The sequence below is a fragment of the Streptomyces sp. NPDC050988 genome (assembly GCF_044456225.1).
In the GTDB taxonomy this organism is placed as follows: domain Bacteria; phylum Actinomycetota; class Actinomycetes; order Streptomycetales; family Streptomycetaceae; genus Streptomyces.
Window position 1 is genome coordinate 1 of record NZ_JBITFQ010000021.1, and the last position, 17,458, is coordinate 17,458.

Annotated in this window: 13 protein-coding genes; 4 read left to right on the forward strand and 9 right to left on the reverse strand. The window is 71.2% G+C overall.

Annotation, left to right across the window (positions count from 1 at the left end):
- Nucleotides 1–465 precede the first annotated feature (465 nt).
- Nucleotides 466–1,284: a hypothetical protein gene (locus ACIBEI_RS33310; protein WP_398893935.1), complete on the reverse strand. Its 819-nt coding sequence runs from the start codon at nt 1,282–1,284 to the stop codon at nt 466–468.
- 19 nt (nt 1,285–1,303) lie between these two features.
- Nucleotides 1,304–2,476, reverse strand: a complete 1,173-nt coding sequence (locus ACIBEI_RS33315; protein ID WP_398893936.1) for a hypothetical protein — start codon at nt 2,474–2,476, stop codon at nt 1,304–1,306.
- A gap of 307 nt (nt 2,477–2,783) precedes the next feature.
- On the opposite strand from ACIBEI_RS33315, the gene ACIBEI_RS33320 reads away from it, so the two are divergent.
- The gene (locus tag ACIBEI_RS33320) at nt 2,784–3,776 is read left to right on the forward strand and encodes an LAETG motif-containing sortase-dependent surface protein (RefSeq protein ID WP_398893938.1); all 993 of its coding nucleotides are present in this window, start codon (nt 2,784–2,786) and stop codon (nt 3,774–3,776) included.
- A 191-nt stretch (nt 3,777–3,967) separates the two neighbouring features.
- On the opposite strand, the gene ACIBEI_RS33325 is transcribed toward ACIBEI_RS33320, so the two are convergent.
- The 5 genes from ACIBEI_RS33325 to ACIBEI_RS33345 form a co-directional block, all read right to left on the reverse strand.
- Entirely contained in the window at nt 3,968–5,746 is a 1,779-nt protein-coding gene (locus tag ACIBEI_RS33325) for a GMC oxidoreductase (protein WP_398893940.1), read from the reverse strand.
- A gap of 119 nt (nt 5,747–5,865) precedes the next feature.
- Nucleotides 5,866–7,491, reverse strand: coding sequence for a succinic semialdehyde dehydrogenase (locus tag ACIBEI_RS33330; protein ID WP_398893942.1), 1,626 nt, complete (start codon nt 7,489–7,491; stop codon nt 5,866–5,868).
- 164 nt (nt 7,492–7,655) lie between these two features.
- Nucleotides 7,656–9,527: a protein kinase gene (locus ACIBEI_RS33335; RefSeq protein WP_398893944.1), complete on the reverse strand. Its 1,872-nt coding sequence runs from the start codon at nt 9,525–9,527 to the stop codon at nt 7,656–7,658.
- Nucleotides 9,528–9,601: 74 nt separating this feature from the next.
- A complete protein-coding gene (locus ACIBEI_RS33340; RefSeq protein WP_398893946.1) occupies nt 9,602–11,011 on the reverse strand; it encodes a diacylglycerol kinase family protein in 1,410 nt (469 codons plus the stop codon).
- 345 nt (nt 11,012–11,356) lie between these two features.
- Entirely contained in the window at nt 11,357–12,043 is a 687-nt protein-coding gene (locus ACIBEI_RS33345; RefSeq protein WP_398893948.1) for a DUF2848 domain-containing protein, read from the reverse strand.
- Between the two features lie 161 nt (nt 12,044–12,204).
- Here ACIBEI_RS33345 and ACIBEI_RS33350 point away from each other — a divergent pair, with 161 nt between their 5' ends.
- The 3 genes from ACIBEI_RS33350 to ACIBEI_RS33360 all read left to right on the forward strand — a co-directional run bounded on the left by ACIBEI_RS33350 (nt 12,205) and on the right by ACIBEI_RS33360 (nt 14,907).
- Nucleotides 12,205–13,569, forward strand: a complete 1,365-nt coding sequence (locus tag ACIBEI_RS33350; RefSeq protein ID WP_398893949.1) for an MFS transporter — start codon at nt 12,205–12,207, stop codon at nt 13,567–13,569.
- A 47-nt stretch (nt 13,570–13,616) separates the two neighbouring features.
- Nucleotides 13,617–14,408, forward strand: coding sequence for a carbon-nitrogen hydrolase family protein (locus ACIBEI_RS33355; RefSeq protein WP_398893950.1), 792 nt, complete (start codon nt 13,617–13,619; stop codon nt 14,406–14,408).
- 160 nt (nt 14,409–14,568) lie between these two features.
- Nucleotides 14,569–14,907 (forward strand): cupin domain-containing protein, encoded by a 339-nt coding sequence (locus ACIBEI_RS33360; RefSeq protein ID WP_398893951.1) that lies wholly within the window; start codon nt 14,569–14,571, stop codon nt 14,905–14,907.
- A 42-nt stretch (nt 14,908–14,949) separates the two neighbouring features.
- Here ACIBEI_RS33360 and ACIBEI_RS33365 read toward each other — a convergent pair whose 3' ends face one another.
- Both ACIBEI_RS33365 and ACIBEI_RS33370 read right to left on the reverse strand, forming a co-directional pair.
- Nucleotides 14,950–15,576, reverse strand: a complete 627-nt coding sequence (locus tag ACIBEI_RS33365) for a GntR family transcriptional regulator (RefSeq protein ID WP_398894114.1) — start codon at nt 15,574–15,576, stop codon at nt 14,950–14,952.
- Between the two features lie 155 nt (nt 15,577–15,731).
- A complete protein-coding gene (locus ACIBEI_RS33370; protein ID WP_398893953.1) occupies nt 15,732–17,375 on the reverse strand; it encodes a serine/threonine-protein kinase in 1,644 nt (547 codons plus the stop codon).
- Nucleotides 17,376–17,458 lie beyond the last annotated feature (83 nt).

The following is a 17,458-nucleotide window of genomic DNA, read 5'->3' on the forward strand; positions in this document are numbered from 1 at the left end:
GGGGGGCTCCGTCGGGGGGGGTGGGCCCGGCTCCCATGTTTGGTCCCGGGGGGGGGGGCCACCCCCCCCGGCACCCCATTGGGGGGGGGGGGGGGGGCCCCCCGGCCCCCCCCCGGCGGAATCTGTGCAAGGGCGGTCGAAACGGTTGCGGAGGCCGCGGCCCATCGAGCACGATGTTTGGCACTACCCCCAAGTCCCAGAGCAGACAGCAGCATTGGATCGTCTTACCGCCATTGGTCGATACCACGCGCACTCCCCCCGTGCGCCGGGGCGCCGACCCGGCGGAGAAGCCAGTAAGCGGCGCACCCCCCGGCGCCGTCCCGCAGGCACCGGCGCTGCCCTGACGTCGGTGCTGACCACGAAGGGCCCCGCGGTTCTCCCGCGGGGCCCTTCGCCTGTCCGTACGCCGTGCGGCCGGTCCCGTGTCCCGGACCGTGCCGGGCCGTGCGGTTCCGTCCCGTCCTGTCAGGCCATCGCCTTCTTCAGCTTGGCGAGCTGCGCCTCGACGAGTTCGGCCGGGACCTCGACCTCGTCGGCGTCCAGCATGTTCATCGAGCTGAAGGCCACCAGCGTCGAACCGTGGCGGACGACCGTGTACGCGGCCGGGACCTCCGCCCCTTCGATGGAGGCGACCAGCCGGAACGCGACGGACTCGTCGCCCAGCTTCGGATCGGCCAGTGCCTTGACCCCGGTGTACTTGTAGCCCACGTACCAGTACTCGGTGCACTCGCCCGTCGCCTTGCGCAGCCCTGCGAGCACGTCGTCGGCCTCGCCGGAACCGTACGAGAGGAGCGCGAGCGTGGTCACCGAGGCGTTCGTCTCGTCCTTGGCGGTGACGCCGCGGCTGAGGGCGGTCCGGGAGGCCGGGTCGGTGGTGAACAGGAACATGTCGGCGACCGGCTGGCACTTGGCCGGGCTCGCCGGGGAGGACGCCCCCTGGAGGTCGGCGGATCCCGCGCCCTCGACCTTGTAGCCCTTCGCGTCACCCGTCGTGAGCGCGGCCTTCTTCAACTGCGCCTGGGTCAGGGGTCCGTCGTCCGTGTCCCGGGCGGCCGAAGAGTCCTTGCCCGCAGCCTTGCCCTTGCCCTTGTCCTCGTCCTTGCCCTTGTCCTTCGCCCCCGCGTTCCCCTCCGCCTTCTCCTTCGATGCGTCGGCCGACTGCCCGGTGGCCGACGTCCGTGCCGCCTTCTTGTCCTTGTCGCCGCCGCCCGAGCACGCCGAAGCGCATCCGAGGCCGACGACGACCGATGCGGCCACGAGGGTCCGCGTGATCCTTCTGCTCATGTCCTACTCATGTCCGTACTCACGTCCGGGACACCGTCCCACACGACTCCCTCTCGGACTTGTCGAGCTCCCGGCTGCGGTCGTACGGGTCGGTCGTGGGCCCGCTCGGCGGTGCGCCCGTGGGTTCGACCGAGTCGAACTGCGGGTGCAGGAAGCCGTCGTAGACGTCGCAGGCGGAGTTGGCGAGATTCTGGTCGTGGCTGCTGACCGAGAGCCTGCCCGGCGTGACCTCGTACTTCGCGGGGTTGAGGAGCTCCAGGTCGAGGATGCGGCGGACGATGGTGCGGGAGACCTCGGTGGAGTCCGGGTCCGCCTGGGCCAGCGGGTAGACGAAGGTGTAGTCGGCGTGGATGACGACGGCGCCGTCCGGTCCCGCCTTGAAGGTCGTACGGCCACGGGTCTTCACCACGTCGCCGACGAGCCGGACCTCGTCCGGGTCGAAGCGGCTGAAGAGCCAGAGCGGGTCGCTGTCCTTGCCGGGCTCGCGGAGCCAGGACTTCGCGTCGGCGATCATGTCCGGCTGCTTGGGGTCGAGGATCTTGTCGAGCGTGGTCTCGGGGGTGCCGCCGAGCAGGGTCTTGCGGTCGAGGTTCGCGTCGACGAGCAGCGACTTGGTCTGCTCCAGGGCCTTGGCCACCTGTTCCTTGCCGAACGCGCCGACCGGCTTGGCCTCCGGCAGGACGATCCCGGCGGCGCCGTCGGCGTACCGCACGGCCGGGGAGCCGGCGAACGGCTCGTCCAGCGTGGGCGTTCCGGGCGCGGCGGAGGGGGCGTTCGTCGGGGCCGCGGTCTCGTCGGGCAACGGGTTCGCCGACCGCGTGCCCCCGTCCGTGTCCGTGCCGGTGCCGAACGGGTCACCCGGCAGCAGGGACGGCTTCATGGCCACCACGGCGACCACGATCGCGAGCAGGACGCCGATGATCGTCCACACTTTGCGGCGCCGGGCCGCCCGCCCGTTCATCTCCTGCCAGGCGGGCCCGGTGCGCCACCCCGGGGGCAGCTCGCCGCGCGCCTCCTGCTGCCGCAGCCGTTCGGTCACCATGCGGGCCCGTGCGGACGGCTCCTTGGGCGCCTCGGACGTGCGGATGTCCCGCTCGCTGTCCTGGACGAACTGCGCCCACACATCGTCCGGTATGGATTCCCCGGGCTCCTCGTGCTCCCCGGGTGACTTCTCCGACGGCTTCTCGGCCACGGCGCTCGTGCCTCTCCCCCATGATCGACCCGCGGATCGACGTGTTCTTCGAATTCTTCGAACTGCTCGACGGATTACTCGATGGACAAACGATGGACAGTTCTATGGCGTGGGCGAGGGAGTCCACAAGTCCGGGCCGGCTGTGACCCAGCCCACATAAAAATTCTGTGAGTTCGGGGACAACCCTTTACAGGAGTCACAGGTCTCACTTGCGGAACCAACGGCCGTACCCGCGTATCCCGCACGCGGAGGCCTCCCAACCTCTCGTGCCGCAACGCTGCGGTACGCCGGACTCTCCGAGGTCTTCATGAAGCTTCGCCGTGTCATGGCCGCCGCGGCCACGACGGCCGTCATAGCTCCGCTCGCGCTGCTGTCGGCTCCTGCCGCCTTCGCGACGGACCCGACGCCCACCGGGACCGAGTCCGCCACTACGACGCCGAGCGCGACGCCGTCCGCCACCGAGACGACGACGCCCAGCCCGACGCCCACGACGACGCCGCCGAGCACCGAGATCCCCTCGGGCACGCCGACGCCGAGCACCACCACGACGCCCACCGGCTCGCCGACCACGACGCCCGAGCCGAGCGAGGACCCGACCGACCCGGACGTCCCGTACTGCGAGGACCTCGACGAGAACTACGGCGACGCCAAGGTCTCCGCCGACATCAAGGGTCTGCCCGGCAAGATCGTCGCGGGCGACGGCTTCCACAACTTCAATCTGGTCGTGACGAACGACTCGAAGGCCGACCTCAAGGGTGTCGCCTTCTACGCCGAGATCGAGAACTACGAGCTCGACGAGGCGAAGTTCCTGAGCCCGTACGTCACGCTGGAGTTCAAGAACACCGAGTCCGGCAAGTGGGAGCGGATCGGCGACGAGAGCTGGGCCGGTGACTACTTCTTCTACGTCGAGACCCTGAAGGCGAAGGCCAGCGAGAAGGTCGACCTGCGCTTCAGCGTCGACAAGGGCGCTCCGGCCGGTGACTCGTACTCCTTCGGCTCCGGCGCCTACCTGGACAACATCAAGGGCCAGGACTGCATCGCCGAGGGCTGGGCACAGTACGACTTCGAGGTGCTGAAGGCCGGCTCGGCCAACCCCGACCCGGGCACCGCCGACCCGAGTGACAACGGCAAGGACCCGGTGAAGAAGCCGCAGGGCAACGTCTCCGAGCTGCCGACCGGCAACCTCGCCGAGACCGGTTCCAGCTCCGCCCTGCCGACCATCGGTCTCGTCGGCGGCGCCGCCGTCGTCGCCGGTGCCGGCGCGGTGTTCGTCGTCCGCCGCCGCAAGGCAGGCGCGTAAGCGCTCCGCGGGGAGCGTGTGATTCGTCTGCGGGCCAGTGGGGGCTGGTCGCGCAGTTCCCCGCGCCCCTTAAGGGCGCGGGACGCGTAAGGCGTAATGCGCTTCACGCAAGAAACGAAGGACCTGCGCTCGGAGGGGGGCGCAGGTCCTTCGTCGTTCCCGGCCGCCTGATCCGACGATTGCGGCCGGAGTTACTTCTTCGGCGGCACCGTCGGCATTCCCAGGAACGGCAGGCGCAGTGCGCCGAAGGCGTCCGCGGGAACGGCGGGGGCGAGGGGCTCGACCGGCTTCAGGCGCTCGTACGCGGCGCCCTGCGCCGGACGCGGGTCCGTCTCGCCCTTGTTGGGCCAGTACGACATCGCGCGCTCCGCCTGCGCGGTGATCGTGAGGGAGGGGTTGACGCCCAGGTTCGCCGAGACCGCGGCGCCGTCGACCACCGAGATACCGGGGTGTCCGTACAGCCGGTGGTACGGGTCGATGACGCCCTCGTCGGCCGACGCGCCGATCGGGCAGCCGCCAAGGAAGTGGGCGGTCAGCGGGGTGCCCATCAGCTCGCCGACGTTCGAGCCGGCGAAGCCGTTGATCTCCGCGGCGATCGCGGAGGCCGACTCCGAAGCGGCCTTGATCTGCTTGGGGTTGGGGGCGCCGTGGCCCTGCCTGGCCGTGAGCAGGCCCTTGCCCGCGCCCTTCGGCTTCAGGTACGTCGTCAGGGAGTTGTCGAGGGACTGCATCACCAGGCCGATGATGGTCCGCTCCGACCAGCGGCGGTTGGAGAGCGAGCGGGCCACGAGGGCCGGGTGCTTCACCGCGTTGACCAGCCAGCCCAGCACCCTCGACGAGCCCTCCGCGTAGGGGACTTGGAGGATCGACAGACTGCCCATCGAGTTGGAGCCCCGGCCGTAGCGGACGGGCTCGATGTGGGTGTTCTCGTCCGGGTGGACCGACGAGGTGATCGCGACTCCGCGTGTGAAGTCGACCTTCGCCTCACCGGTGGCCTTCCGGTAGCGGCGGTTGTCGGTCTGCGCGCCGACCAGGGCCTCGGAGTTGGTACGGGTCAGCTCGCCCAGCCTGCCGGACAGGTACGGGAGTTGGCCACTCGACTTCATGCGGTGCAGCAGGGTCTGTGTGCCGTAGGTACCGGCGGCGAGGACGACCCGGCGGGCCTTGAAGGTCCGGCCCTCGCCCTTGCGTTTCTCGTCCGTGGGGAGCGTCGCGACGGCGTAGCCGCCCTGCGAGTCGTCCGTGACGGACACGACGGTGGTCATGGGGTGGACGACCGCGCCCGCCTTCTCGGCGAGGTAGAGGTAGTTCTCGTTGAGGGTGTTCTTCGCGCCGTGCCGGCAGCCCGTCATGCACTCGCCGCACTCGGCGCATGCCCTGCGGGCCGGGCCCGCCCCGCCGAAGTACGGGTCGTCGACCCGCTGTCCCGGGCTCGCCTTCGCGGTTCCGTCGGCGTCCTCGCCGTCACCGAAGAAGACACCGACGGGTGCCATGTGGAAGGTGTCACCCACGCCCATCCGCTGGGCGGCCGCCTTGAGATGGACGTCCGAGGGGGTCATGGTCGGGTTGAGCCGTACGCCGAGCATCCGCTGGGCCTGGTCGTAGTACGGCTTCAACTCCTCCTGCCAGTCGGTGATGTCCTTCCACTGCGGGTCCTCGAAGAACGGCTTCGGCGGTACGTACAGGGTGTTGGCGTAGTTGAGCGAGCCGCCGCCGACGCCTGCGCCCGCCAGGACCATCACGTTGCCGAGGAGATGGATGCGCTGGATGCCGTACATACCGAGTCTCGGCGCCCAGAGGTAGTTCTTGAGGTCCCAGGAGTTCTTGGGGAGCGTGTCCGGGGTGAAGCGGCGGCCCGCTTCCAGGACGCCGACCTTGTAGCCCTTTTCCGTGAGGCGCAGGGCGGTGACGGATCCGCCGAAGCCGGAGCCGACGACGATGACGTCGTAGTCGTAAGCGTCCTGAGGCACGTGCTTTCTCCCCTTTGAGTGTGCAGTGCGGGTGCTCTGTGGTTGCTCGCGCTCACGCGGCGGAGCCGCATATCGATGCAGCCCCGCGCCCCTGAGGGGCGAAGCCCCTCAACAGACCTCTAGCGGAACCTGAATGCCTTCATGAGCCTCAGGCTGCGGCTCATGAACTGGGCGTAGCCCTCGTCGTCCATGCCCAGGGAGGGGGCCATGGGCAGCAGGCGCTGCTGGGCCACCGTCTGGGCCTCGGTGTACTTGAGGATGCCCTCGGAGCCGTGGCGGCGGCCGAGGCCGGAGTCCTTCATGCCGCCCATCGGGGACTGGACGCTGCCGTAGGCGGGCGCGTAGCCCTCGTTGACGTTGACCGTGCCGGTGCGCAGGCGGGCCGCGACCTTGGCGCCGCGGCGGCCGTCCTTCGTCCACACCGACGAGTTGAGGCCGTACGACGTGGAGTTGGCGAGTTCGACCGCCTCGTCCTCGTCCTTGAAGCGGTAGATGGAGACGACCGGTCCGAAGGTCTCCTCACCGCAGACGGCCATGGGTGCCTCGACGCCGTCCAGGATCGTGGGCTCGAAGAAGTACGGGCCGATGTCCGGGCGTGCGACACCGCCCGCGACGAGTTTGGCGCCCTTGGAGACGGCCTCCTCGACGTGCCGGGTCACGGTCTCCAGCTGGCGCTCGCCGACGAGCGAGCCCATCTCGGCGCCGTACGCGAGGGACTTGCCGAGCCTCATCGCCCTGGTGCGGGTGGCGAACCGCTCCACGAAGGCGTCCGCGATCGACTCGTGGACGTACAACCGCTCGATGGAGATGCACAGTTGGCCCGCCGACGAGAAGCAGGCGCGGACCGCGCCGGCCGCCGCCTTGTCGATGTCGGCGTCCTCCAGGACCAGCATGGCGTTCTTGCCGCCGAGTTCGAGGGAGACGCCGACCAGCCGGGCCGCCGCGCTCTGGGCGACCTCGCGGCCCGTGCGGGTGGAGCCGGTGAACGAGACGTAGTCGGCGTGCTTGACGACCTCGGGGCCGACGACAGGTCCCTCGCCCAGGACGACCTGGAAGACGTCGGCCGGCAGGCCCGCCTCGATCAGCAGGTCACGGGCCCACAGGGCGGTGAGGCAGGTCTCGGTGTCGGGCTTCATCACGACGGCGTTGCCCGCGACGAAGGCGGGGAGCGCGTCGCCGACGGAGAGTTCCAGCGGGTAGTTCCAGGGGGCGATCTGGCCGACGACGCCCCGGGGGTGGCGCAGTTCGGTGACCTTGGTGAGGGTCGGCACGGCGCCCGTGTGCCGCTTGGGCCGCAGGTACGAGACGGCCTTGCGGCCGTAGTGGCGGGCCGCCACGGCGACGGCCTGCACCTCCTCATGGGCGTGCAGCCGGGCCTTGCCGGTCTCCAGCTGGATGAGGTCCAGCACCTCGGCCTGGCGGGCGAGCACCAGGTCGTGGAATCGGAGGAGGACGGCGGCGCGCTGCCTGACGGGGGTCTGGGCCCAGACGGCCTGGGCGGCCCGGGCCTTCTCGTAGGCCCGCTCCACGTCCTCGGGGGTGGACTCGGGCAGGTCGGCCAGCTTCTCGCCGGTGAACGGCGTGTGGTTGGCGGTGCGGCCCGAACCGACCACGCCACGCGTGAGCTGTGCGATCAGCTCCGGCGTGACCACGTCAGCAGCCGTGCGGGCGCCCTCGGGGGCGGGCGCGAGGGGGTTGGTGCCGGTCTTTTCCGGGGCCTGTGCCGGGGCCTGCGAGTCGGTCATGGCCCGCAGCGTATGCCCGGGCCCGCCGCTTTGGGTACCCGGCGGTAATAGGGATTCACCGAGTGCACACACAGCGCCAGCGATCACTGGCAATGAATGGCCTGATCAGGGGGTTGTCCGGCGACGATCAGGGCCCGACCGAGAAATCGGAGCGCGGGGACCACTTACTCGCCCCCGCCGATCTTGAGTCGGTCACGAGCCCCCTTGAACACCTCGGTGCCCCTTTCCTCGTCCGCCGTCCCCTTCGGCATGTCGACGCGCAGCGCGTACATCCGGGTGTCGTCGGTGAGGATCATCAGCTGCATGACGCGGACCGTCCTGCCCTCGGTCTCGTAGGTCGTGTCGACGAGGACGGCCTCGTCCCCGTTGAAGGACGTCTGCGTGTACTGCGACTTCGATTCCCCGTATCCCGCCCAGATCTCGGCAGACGCCCTCGCCTGGCCCATCGGCGAGCGCGGCGCCTTGTCCCACTGGGTGAGGCGGACCTGGACCACCTCGTCGTTGTCGTAGATGACCATGCGCGGCTGGTCGTCGGGGCCGCCCTGCTCGTGGTAGCGCACGTACTGTCTGGGGAGGGAGAGGACGGCGTTCAGGTCCTGCTCCTCGTGGGCGACCCAACTGTCCCTGGGGGTCGGCGAGTTCGAGGCCCGCTGGTTCGGGGTCACCGACGGCTCGCGCCCTGCGGCGGTCGCGCTCTCGTCGGTGAGCAAGGTCCCGGCCCAGACACCACCGGCGACGAGGAGGGCACCGGCGAGGACTACGGCCACGAGGCGCGCGATGGAACGCTTGCGCCCGGGGCGTACGGGGAGGGGCTCGGCCCGGGTGTCCTCCGACGGGGCGGGGGAATCGGAGGGGGTGCCCGTCTCCGAGGAAGCGGCCGTGTCCGAGCGGGCGGGCGACTCCGACCGGGACGATTCCGCCGATTCCTTGGACGGATTGGACGGCTTGGGCGGCTTGGACGCCTTGGAATGCTCGGACGGTCCGGGTGGTGCGGACACCTCCGGCGGCTCGGGCGACTCGGACGTCTCAGACGGCTCACGCGGCCCGGACGACTCACTCGGCTCCGACGGCTCGGGGGACCTCCGCTTCTCCGGTGCCTCGTCCGAGGCGGGAGAGCCGACGAGTCTAACCGTCCCCGAATCGTCCGCGAACTCCCGTAACACGGAGGTGTCCTGAGGAATCGTCAGATCTCCCTGCGGGGCCGTGGCCGCGACCGGCCACCGTTCCGCCACCGCCTCCAGCGCGGCAACGACCTCGTCCGCGTCCGGTCTCACATCCGGGTCCTTCGCCAGGAGCCGCACGATCAGGGCGCCGAGTGGCCCCGCGTGCTCGGGTTCCGGCGGCTCGGCGGACAGGATCGCGGCGAGGGTGGACTCCAGCGTCGTACGCCGGAAAGGGGACCAGCCCTCGACGGCCGCGTACAGGCAGACGCCGAGGGACCACAGGTCCGCGGCCGGGCCGGCGCCTCGGCCGGACATCCGCTCGGGTGCAATGAATTCGAGGGAGCCCACGAACTCCCCGCTCATGGTGAGGGATTCCTCGCCCTGGATGTGGGCGATGCCGAAGTCGGTGAGTACGACGCGGCCGTGCTGCCCGAGCAGCACGTTGGCGGGTTTCACGTCACGGTGCACGATGCCCTTGGCGTGCGCCGCCTTCAGCGCGCCCACGACGGCGAGCCCGATCCGGGCGGACTCGGCGAGCGGGAGCGCGCCGCGCTGCAGTACCTCGTGGAGGGACTCGCCGCGGATCAACTCCATGACGATCCAGGGCAGTCCGTCCTCCACGACCACGTCATGGATGGCGACGGCCGCCGGGTGTTCCACGCGCGCCGCCGCACGCGCCTCCCGCTGGAGCCGGTTGAAGGCGCGCTGGTGGGCCGCGTCCTGCGGATCGCCGGGCAGCCGCGGCTCCTTGACCGCGACGTCCCGCTCCACCAGTTCGTCCACGGCCCGCCATACGGTGCCCATGCCCCCGGAGCCGATGCGCTCGGCCAGCCGGTAACGGCCACCGATCAACCGCCCCCCGTCATCACTCATGCCCCATCAGTACCGTGCGGGGCCCAAGCTTGTCGATGTCCTGCGGTGGACCATGAGGAGGGTCATGCGGTGGGTCATGCGGTGGGTGGGGTCCGGTTCTCGGGCAGAGGCTCGTTCCTGGGCAGGCCCCGGTGCTTGGGAAGTGCCGTACGCCCCACCGCCGCCGCGAGTTTGCGCAGCCGGCGCCAGTCCATCGGCGGCTTGGTCTCCGGCACGCCCGGCCGGTTCCAGGGAACGCGTACGCGCAGCGCGCCGGGCTCGATGCGGCACCGCACCGGGGTGGGCAGGACGAAGGCCTCGCCGTCCACGCCGACCTCGATCTCGGGGCGGTCGGCGTCGACGAGCACCTCGCGGGCCGTGAGCACCGTGAGCCCGGTGGAGTGCACGCCCAGCAGCAGCCCGGCGGCCTCGGCCGCGTTCTCCACCTTGATGCCGAGCACGCCGAGCAGACCGGACTCCAGCCGCTCGCGGTAGCCGAGGCCCGCCGGATCGTCCATGCGGTAGGGGTTGTTGCTCACGAGGAGAGCCTGGGGCGCGTCGATGACGGCCGTCCCGCCCGTCTCCTCGATCCGGGCGCTCAGCCGCGGCCCCCGCTGGTGCGTGAGCAGTTCCGGCAGCAGTTCCAGCGTCGTACGCACCTTGTCGTCCCGGTACTCGGGGCTCTGCACGACCACCGCGTACGCCCCGAACGAGGCGTTGTTGACGAAGGGGTGCGCGTCGGCGAAGCCGAGGTCGACACGGACCTCGACCCCCGAGCCGGTGAGCGCGTCGAGGCAGGCGGCGGGGTCGTTCCGGTCGAGTCCGAGGTCCATGGCGAAGTGGTTCCGGGTCCCGGCGGAGACGACGAGGAACGGGATGTCGTGCTGGGCCGCGATCGCGGCGACCAGCGCCTGTGTGCCGTCCCCGCCCGCGACGCCGAGGAGGTCGGCCCCCTCCGCGACAGCGCGCCGGGCGAGTTCGGTCACGTCCTCCTTGTGCTCGGGGTCGAGGAGGTGGACGCGCGCTCCGAGCCGTTCGGCCTTCTCCTTCAGCCCGAACTGCTCGACCTTTCCGCCGCCGGACCGCGGATTCATGATGAGGAAGGGCCTGGCGGGGGCGGGGGTCCGGTGCTCGGACACGTGCACGGCATGCGACTTGGTCAGGCTGAGCGCGAACTTCCCGGCCCAGACGGCGAAGCCCCAGAGCGCCAGGGACACCACGACGACCCACAGCAGGTTCGCGGCGGCGAAGAGCCCGATGACCGTGGCGGGCGTCGCGAGGGCCAGTACCCCGGCCGCGCCCCTGGCCGGTCCCCGGAGGGTCAGTACCCACCAGAGCGCGGCCGCCGTGATCGCCGTACCGAGCACCCCGATCACTACGAGCAGCACGCTCGCGGCCCCGGCGAATCCGATCGGCAGCAGCACGGCGAGGCCGGCGGCCGCCAGGGCACCGCGCGCCGCCCACCGCTGGCGTGCGTGCGCACGCACGTCGAGATCCAGGCCCACGGCCGTCACCTCTCTCCACAGGAAGCCGCGGGGAGGGTCGGCGGCTGTCGTCCCTGTTGTCCGTCGGCGCTGTGCAGTATGCCGTTCCGGAACCGGCTTGACGTTTTCTTGACCCGCCCTCGTTTCCTCGCTCGCCCTGGTGACCGGCCGCTCCGGCGGGTCGCCCTGGTGGCCGGCCGTTCCGGCAGCGGTTCCGGCTCCGGATCGGGCAGGGACGACAAACCCGGAGGGAGGGCGGGCCGGGTTCACCGGCCCGCCCTCCCTCGGCCGCGTGCGGCAGCGGCACCCTGAAGCCGCCGCACGGAACCGCGTCGGCGAAGCAGTCGAACAGCGAGCGCGGGCCTGTCAGCCGATCGGCTGCGGCATGGGGCGGACGTCGTAGGCGAGGCCGATGGTGTCGCCGCCGGCAGGGTCGGACAGCTCGACGCGCCAGCCGTCGGCGAACTGGTCGACGCCGGGGGCCATGGGGATGGTGCCGGAGATCAGGACGGTGCCGGGGATCAGCTCGCCGCGGGACCTCAGGACGTCGACCCAGTAGCCCGGGGTGAGGAGTTCGGCGAGCGTCCCGGCCTGGATCTCGGTCTCGGTGCCGTCGTGGCTGACCCAGGCGCGCAGGGTGATCTCGTCGATGCGGGACTCCACGTCGGCCAGACGCCAGGCGCGGCGGGCGAGGACGTCGGGGCCCGCGTTCTTGCTCCACGCCACCCCGTGCACCTCCAGATCGCGGTCGGTGTGGTCGCAGGCCGCGGTCAGCAGCAGTTCCCCGCCGTCAGCGACGACCAGCGCCCACTCCGCCTCGCCTGAGGTGCGGCCGTGCTGGACGGCGACGCGCCCGGTCTGCTGGGCGAGGTACGGGGAGACGGGGTAGAGCGCCGGCGTCACGGACGGGCCCGGCACACCCAGCTCGGCGAGCTCCGCGACGTGCGCGGCGACGTCCTCCTGGCTGCGCCCGGCGTACCCGGCGTTGAGGACCTGGACGACATCGACCTCGCGCGTCGATCCGTCGGGCAGTTCGAAGGTCAGCACGGCCATGAGGGGCACTCCCAGGGATCGGGGAACGGGAATCAGGCGTCGGGAAACGGTCCGCGGATCCTGATTTCTCCGCGGTTAACTTCCGGCGCAGGGGTTGCGCATACGACCTGTATACAAGAAGTATGCCGGAAGGTCGATGTCCCCGAGCAAGGATGGGCACCATGCAAGACACCCCGAAGAGCGACGCCGGGGCCGCGGAGAAGCGCTCCGGCGTCCGCCGCGCCTTCGTCGCGAGCCTCACCGGCACCGCCCTGGAGTGGTACGACTTCGCCGTCTACTCCGCCGCTGCCGCCCTGGTCTTCGGTGATCTGTTCTTCCCGTCGGAGGACCCGCTCACCGGCACGCTCCTGGCGTTCTCCACCTACGCGGTCGGCTACGTCTCCCGTCCCCTCGGCGGCTTCGTCTTCGGCCGCCTCGGTGACGTGATCGGCCGCAAGAAGGTGCTGATCGCCACGCTTGTACTGATCGGCGTGGCGACCTTCCTGATCGGTCTGCTGCCCGCCTACGGAACGATCGGCGTGGCCGCGCCGATCGCGCTGGTCGTGCTGCGCTTCGCCCAGGGCGTCGGCGTCGGCGGCGAGTGGGGCGGCGCCGTACTGCTGTCCAGCGAGTTCGGCGACCCTCGCCGCCGGGGCTTCTACGCCTCCGCCGCACAGGTCGGCCCGCCCGCGGGCAACCTCCTCGCCAACGGTGTGCTCGCCGCCCTCGGCGCCCTGCTCACCGAGGCGCAGTTCGAGTCGTGGGGCTGGCGTGTGGCGTTCCTGCTCTCCGGCGTACTGGTCGGCTTCGGGCTGTGGATCCGGGCCAAGCTGGAGGAGACCCCGGTCTTCAAGGCGATGGAGGCCGAGAAGTCCCGGCCCGAGGCCCCCATCCGCGAGGTCTTCACCACCCAGCCCCGCGCCCTGACCGCCGCGATCCTGTGCCGGGTCGGCCCCGACGTGCTGTACGCGATGTTCACCGTCTTCGTGCTGACCTACGCCACCCAGGAACTCGACATGTCGCGCGGCTCCGCCCTCACGGCAGTCCTCATCGGCTCCTCGGTCCAGGTCTTCCTGATGCCACTGGCCGGCGCGCTCTCCGACCGCGTCAACCGGCGCCTGCTGTACGGCGTCGCCGCGGTGGCCGCCGCGGTGTGGCCGTTCGTGTTCTTCCCGATGGCCAACGGCGGTTCCTGGCTGCCGCTCGCCGCCGGAGTCCTGGTCGCCCTGGTGATCCACTGCTGTCTCTACGGACCGCAGGCCGCCTTCATCGCCGAGCAGTTCTCGCCCCGGCTGCGCTACACCGGTTCCTCGCTGGCCTACACCCTGGCCGGGATCATCGGCGGCGCCATCGCCCCGCTCCTCTTCACCACCCTGCTGAGCGCCTACGACAGCTGGGTACCGCTGGCCCTGTACATCGCCCTCGCCTGCGCGGTCTCCGTGGTGGGCGTCCTGCTGGGCCGCGATCCCGAGGCCGCCGTCGACGAGGACGCGGAGCTCGCCGGGCCCCAGCCCCAGGCCGCGGCGGACGTCCCGCTCCCCCGCTGACAACGGCCACACCGCCCCGCCCGTCCCAGACAAGGAGGCACCGCACCATGCGGATCGCCCTCAGCCAGCTCACCACCGGCCCCGCCCCCGAGAAGAACCTGCGCCTCATCGAGGAGTGGACGCGTCGCGCCGCGGACGCCGGGGCCCGTGCCGTCGTCTTCCCGGAGGCGTCGATGGCCTGCTTCGGCACGCCGCTGGCCCCACTCGCCCAGCCCCTCGACGGGCCGTGGGCCGACGGCGTACGCGAGATCGCCCGCGCGACCGGCACGGTCGTCGTGGCTGGCATGTTCACCCCGGCCGACGGAGGTCGGGTGGCCAACACCCTGCTGGCCACCGGACCCGGCGTCGAGGAGTCGTACGACAAGATCCACCTGTACGACGCCTTCGGCTTCCGCGAGTCCGAAACCGTCGCCCCGGGCTCCCGCCCCGCCGTGATCGACGTGGACGGCGTCCGGCTCGGCCTGGCGACCTGCTACGACGTCCGCTTCCCCGAGCTGTTCCGGGCGCACGCCGACGCCGGGGCGGTGGGCACCCTGCTGGCGGCCTCCTGGGGGGCCGGACCCGGCAAGGTCGACCAGTGGGAGCTGCTGGTGCGGGCCCGCGCACTGGACGCCACCGTCTGGGTCGCCGCCGTCGGCCAGGCCGATCCCGGCACCGGTCCCGGCCCGGTACCGACCGGCATCGGGCACAGCCTGCTGGTCGGCCCCGACGGGACCGTACGTGCCTCTCTCGGCGCCGATCCGGAACTGCTGGTGACTGACCTGGACGTCGAGGAGGTCGGCGCGGTCCGCGAGAAGACGTCCGTACTGGCGAACCGGCGGCCGGAGGTGTGGCGATGAGCGGGACTGAGGTGTCGCGATGAGCGGGCAGGAGATGTGGCTGATGAGCGGGCCCGGGGTGTGGCGATGAGCGGGCAAGAGATGTGGCTGATGAGCGGGCCCGGGGTGTGGCGATGAGCGGGCAAGAGATGTGGCTGATGAGCGGGCCCGAGGTGCGGCGATGAGCGGGCCCGAGCTGGAGTTCCACCGCCCCGACGGGCCCTGGCGCGCCCCGGCCGGCGGTTCGCCCGGCGTCGAGGAGTGCGTCCTGGCCGAGGACCCCGAGAACGGCCGGCGCACCGCCCTCGTCCGCTGGGCGCCGGGCACCGACACCTCGGCCGGAGGCGTGGCCCGGCACGACGTGTGGGAGGAGGTCTACCTCGTCGAGGGTGCGATGTACGACCTGACGCTGGAGCGCACCTTCACCGCGGGCATGTACGCCTGCCGTCCCCCGGGCATGCCGCACGGGCCCTGGACCTCACCGGACGGCGTGACGATGCTCGTGATCACGTACCCCTGATCCGGGCGGGCACGGGCACGTGCGTCCCTCGGCGGCGGGGCCTCAGCCGTCGAGGAGCACCTTGAGGGTCGACTGCAGGTGGTGGTCGATGGCCGCGCATGCGGCCGGCGCGTCACCGGCGGCGAGGGCGTCCACGATGGCCTCGTGCTCGTCGAGCACCGCCTTCTGCCGTCCCTGCTGGTTGAAGACGGCGACCACCCCGGCGCGGACCTGGCGGCTGCGCAGGCCGTCGTAGTGCCGGTCCAGAAGGGTGTTGCCGACGGCCGAGACCAGGGACGCGTGGAACCGGTGGTCCACGGCGATGAACTCCCGGGTCTCCTCGACGCCGGTGAGCGCGCGCTGCTGTTCCAGCAGGGCGCGCAGCTCCTCCAGGGGCACCCGCCCGGCCGCGACGAGCCGCTCGGCCGCGTACCGCTCGACGAGCCCGCGCAGCTCCATCAGCTCCCGCACCTCCCGCCCCGTCAGCGGTGCCACCCGGGCACCGCGCTTGGGCACGAGCTCGACCAGGTCCTCCGCGGCGAGCAGCAGCAGCGCCTCGCGGATGGGGGTGCGGGAGACGCCGATACGATCGGCCAGCTCCTGCTCGGACACGAAGGCCCCCTGCATCTCGGGGTCCGTCAGCACCGTGTCCTTGAGATACGCGTAGGCCTTCTCCCGACCGGACGCCACGGCAACCCCCAGACATCGCATACAGTTTGTATACCGACGCTACCACGGGCGTTCCCGCACAACACCGGGCCGTGGGCCGTCACGAACTCGCCGTATGCCGTCACCAACTCGCCGTGGGAGCTTGAGCGTCCCCGACGCTCCCCGACCCGGCGGGCTCAGAGCGTGTCGATGTCCAGGTTCTCGATCGCCGTCTTCGCGACCTCGCGCCCGCGCTCGGTGAAGTCGCCCTCGCCCGGGTAGCCGATCATGAGCTTGTACATGTCGCCGGACTTGGTCTTGTAGTAGAGGACCTGCATCTCGCGCGGAAGCGGGGACTCGGTGTCCGTGGTCCGGTAGGTGATGGTGTTGAGGGCCGCCTTCCGGTCCTTGTACGTCGTCGACTCGGGCTTGCTCTTGGGAGCGGGCTCGGAGTCCATGTCCATGCCGTAGCTGCCGCTCTGCCGGTAGCTCGCGTCGTCGTCGTACATCTCGGCCGCCGCCGACCCGGCGATGTCGCCGCTGGTGTCCTCGGCCTCCTTGGCCAGGGTGAGGCTGATCCAGAGGCTGCCGCTCAAGTCGGTGAACTGGACCCAGTGTTCGTCCTTGGCCGCGTCGGGCTTGGGCACGGTCTTCTGGTAGCCGTCCGGCACCGCCATCGTCGCGGCCAGGGCCCTCAGGTCCTTCTTGCTCCAGCGGTCGGGCAGCGGCCCCGCGAACGGGTCCGCGACCACCAGGTACGCCGCCAGCGCGGCCGCGACGACCACGGCACCGATGCCGATCCACCCCTTGCGGCCGACCCTGATCGACCTGCCGCCGGGCTCCGCCATCCGTACGACCTGTGTGGGCGCGGGCTCGGGCGGACGCGCGGCCTGTTCCAGGAGCGCGCGCACCCGCGCGGCGTCAGGGCGGCGGGCCGGGTCCTTGTCGAGGAGGCCGTTGATGGCGTCGGCCAGCGGTCCCGTGGCCGCGTTGGGCGCGGCCGGCGTGGCGTTGAGGACGGACTGGAGCGTCGCGGGCGTGTTGGTGCGGCGGAACGGCGAGACACCCTCGGTGGCCGCGTACAGGACCACGCCCAGCGACCAGAGGTCCGAGGCCGGACCCGGGCGCTGCCCCAACACCCGCTCCGGCGCGATGAATTCGGGGGAGCCGACGAAGCCACCGGTGTCGGTGAGGTTCGTCTCGCCCTCGATCTGGGCGATGCCGAAGTCGGTGAGGACGACCCGGTCGCCCGTGCCGAGCATGACGTTGTCGGGCTTGACGTCGCGGTGCAGGATGCCCGCCGCGTGCGCGGACTCCAGCGCGCCGAGCACCTTCAGGCCGATTCTCGCCGCCTCGCGCGCCCCGATCGTGCCTTCCTGGAGGGCGTCACCGAGCGACCGTCCCCGTACGAGCTCCATGACGATCCACGGCTGGCCGTCCACGACCGCGACATCGTGGACGTTCACGACGGCCGGGTGGTCGAGCCGGGCCGCGGCACGCGCCTCGCGGCGCATCCGCTCGAAGACGTTGGCCCGTTCGCGTTCGGGAAGGTGATCCGGTACGCGCGGCTCCTTGACGGCGACCTCCCGGTCCACCGTCTCGTCCTTCGCCCGCCACACGGTGCCCATCCCGCCGTGACCGAGTTTGCCGAGCAGTCGGTAACGGCCCGCGATGAGCCGACCGGTGCCCGGCTCCTGCGGCGCCTGCCGGTCGGGCACGACCTGGGTGGGCGCTGCGTACGGGTTCCCGGGGTGCGGCACGGCGACCGGCGGCCGCGGCGGTTGCAGGCCGAAACTCGTTGGTTCGTCGGGTCCGTAAGGGGCTCCCCCGTTGTTGCTCATAGGTTCATCCCTATCGCGGCAAGCGCTTCGTGAGCCACCCTGGGCGCTTTCCAGTCACAGACCCGTGACGCACGGCGTCGCTT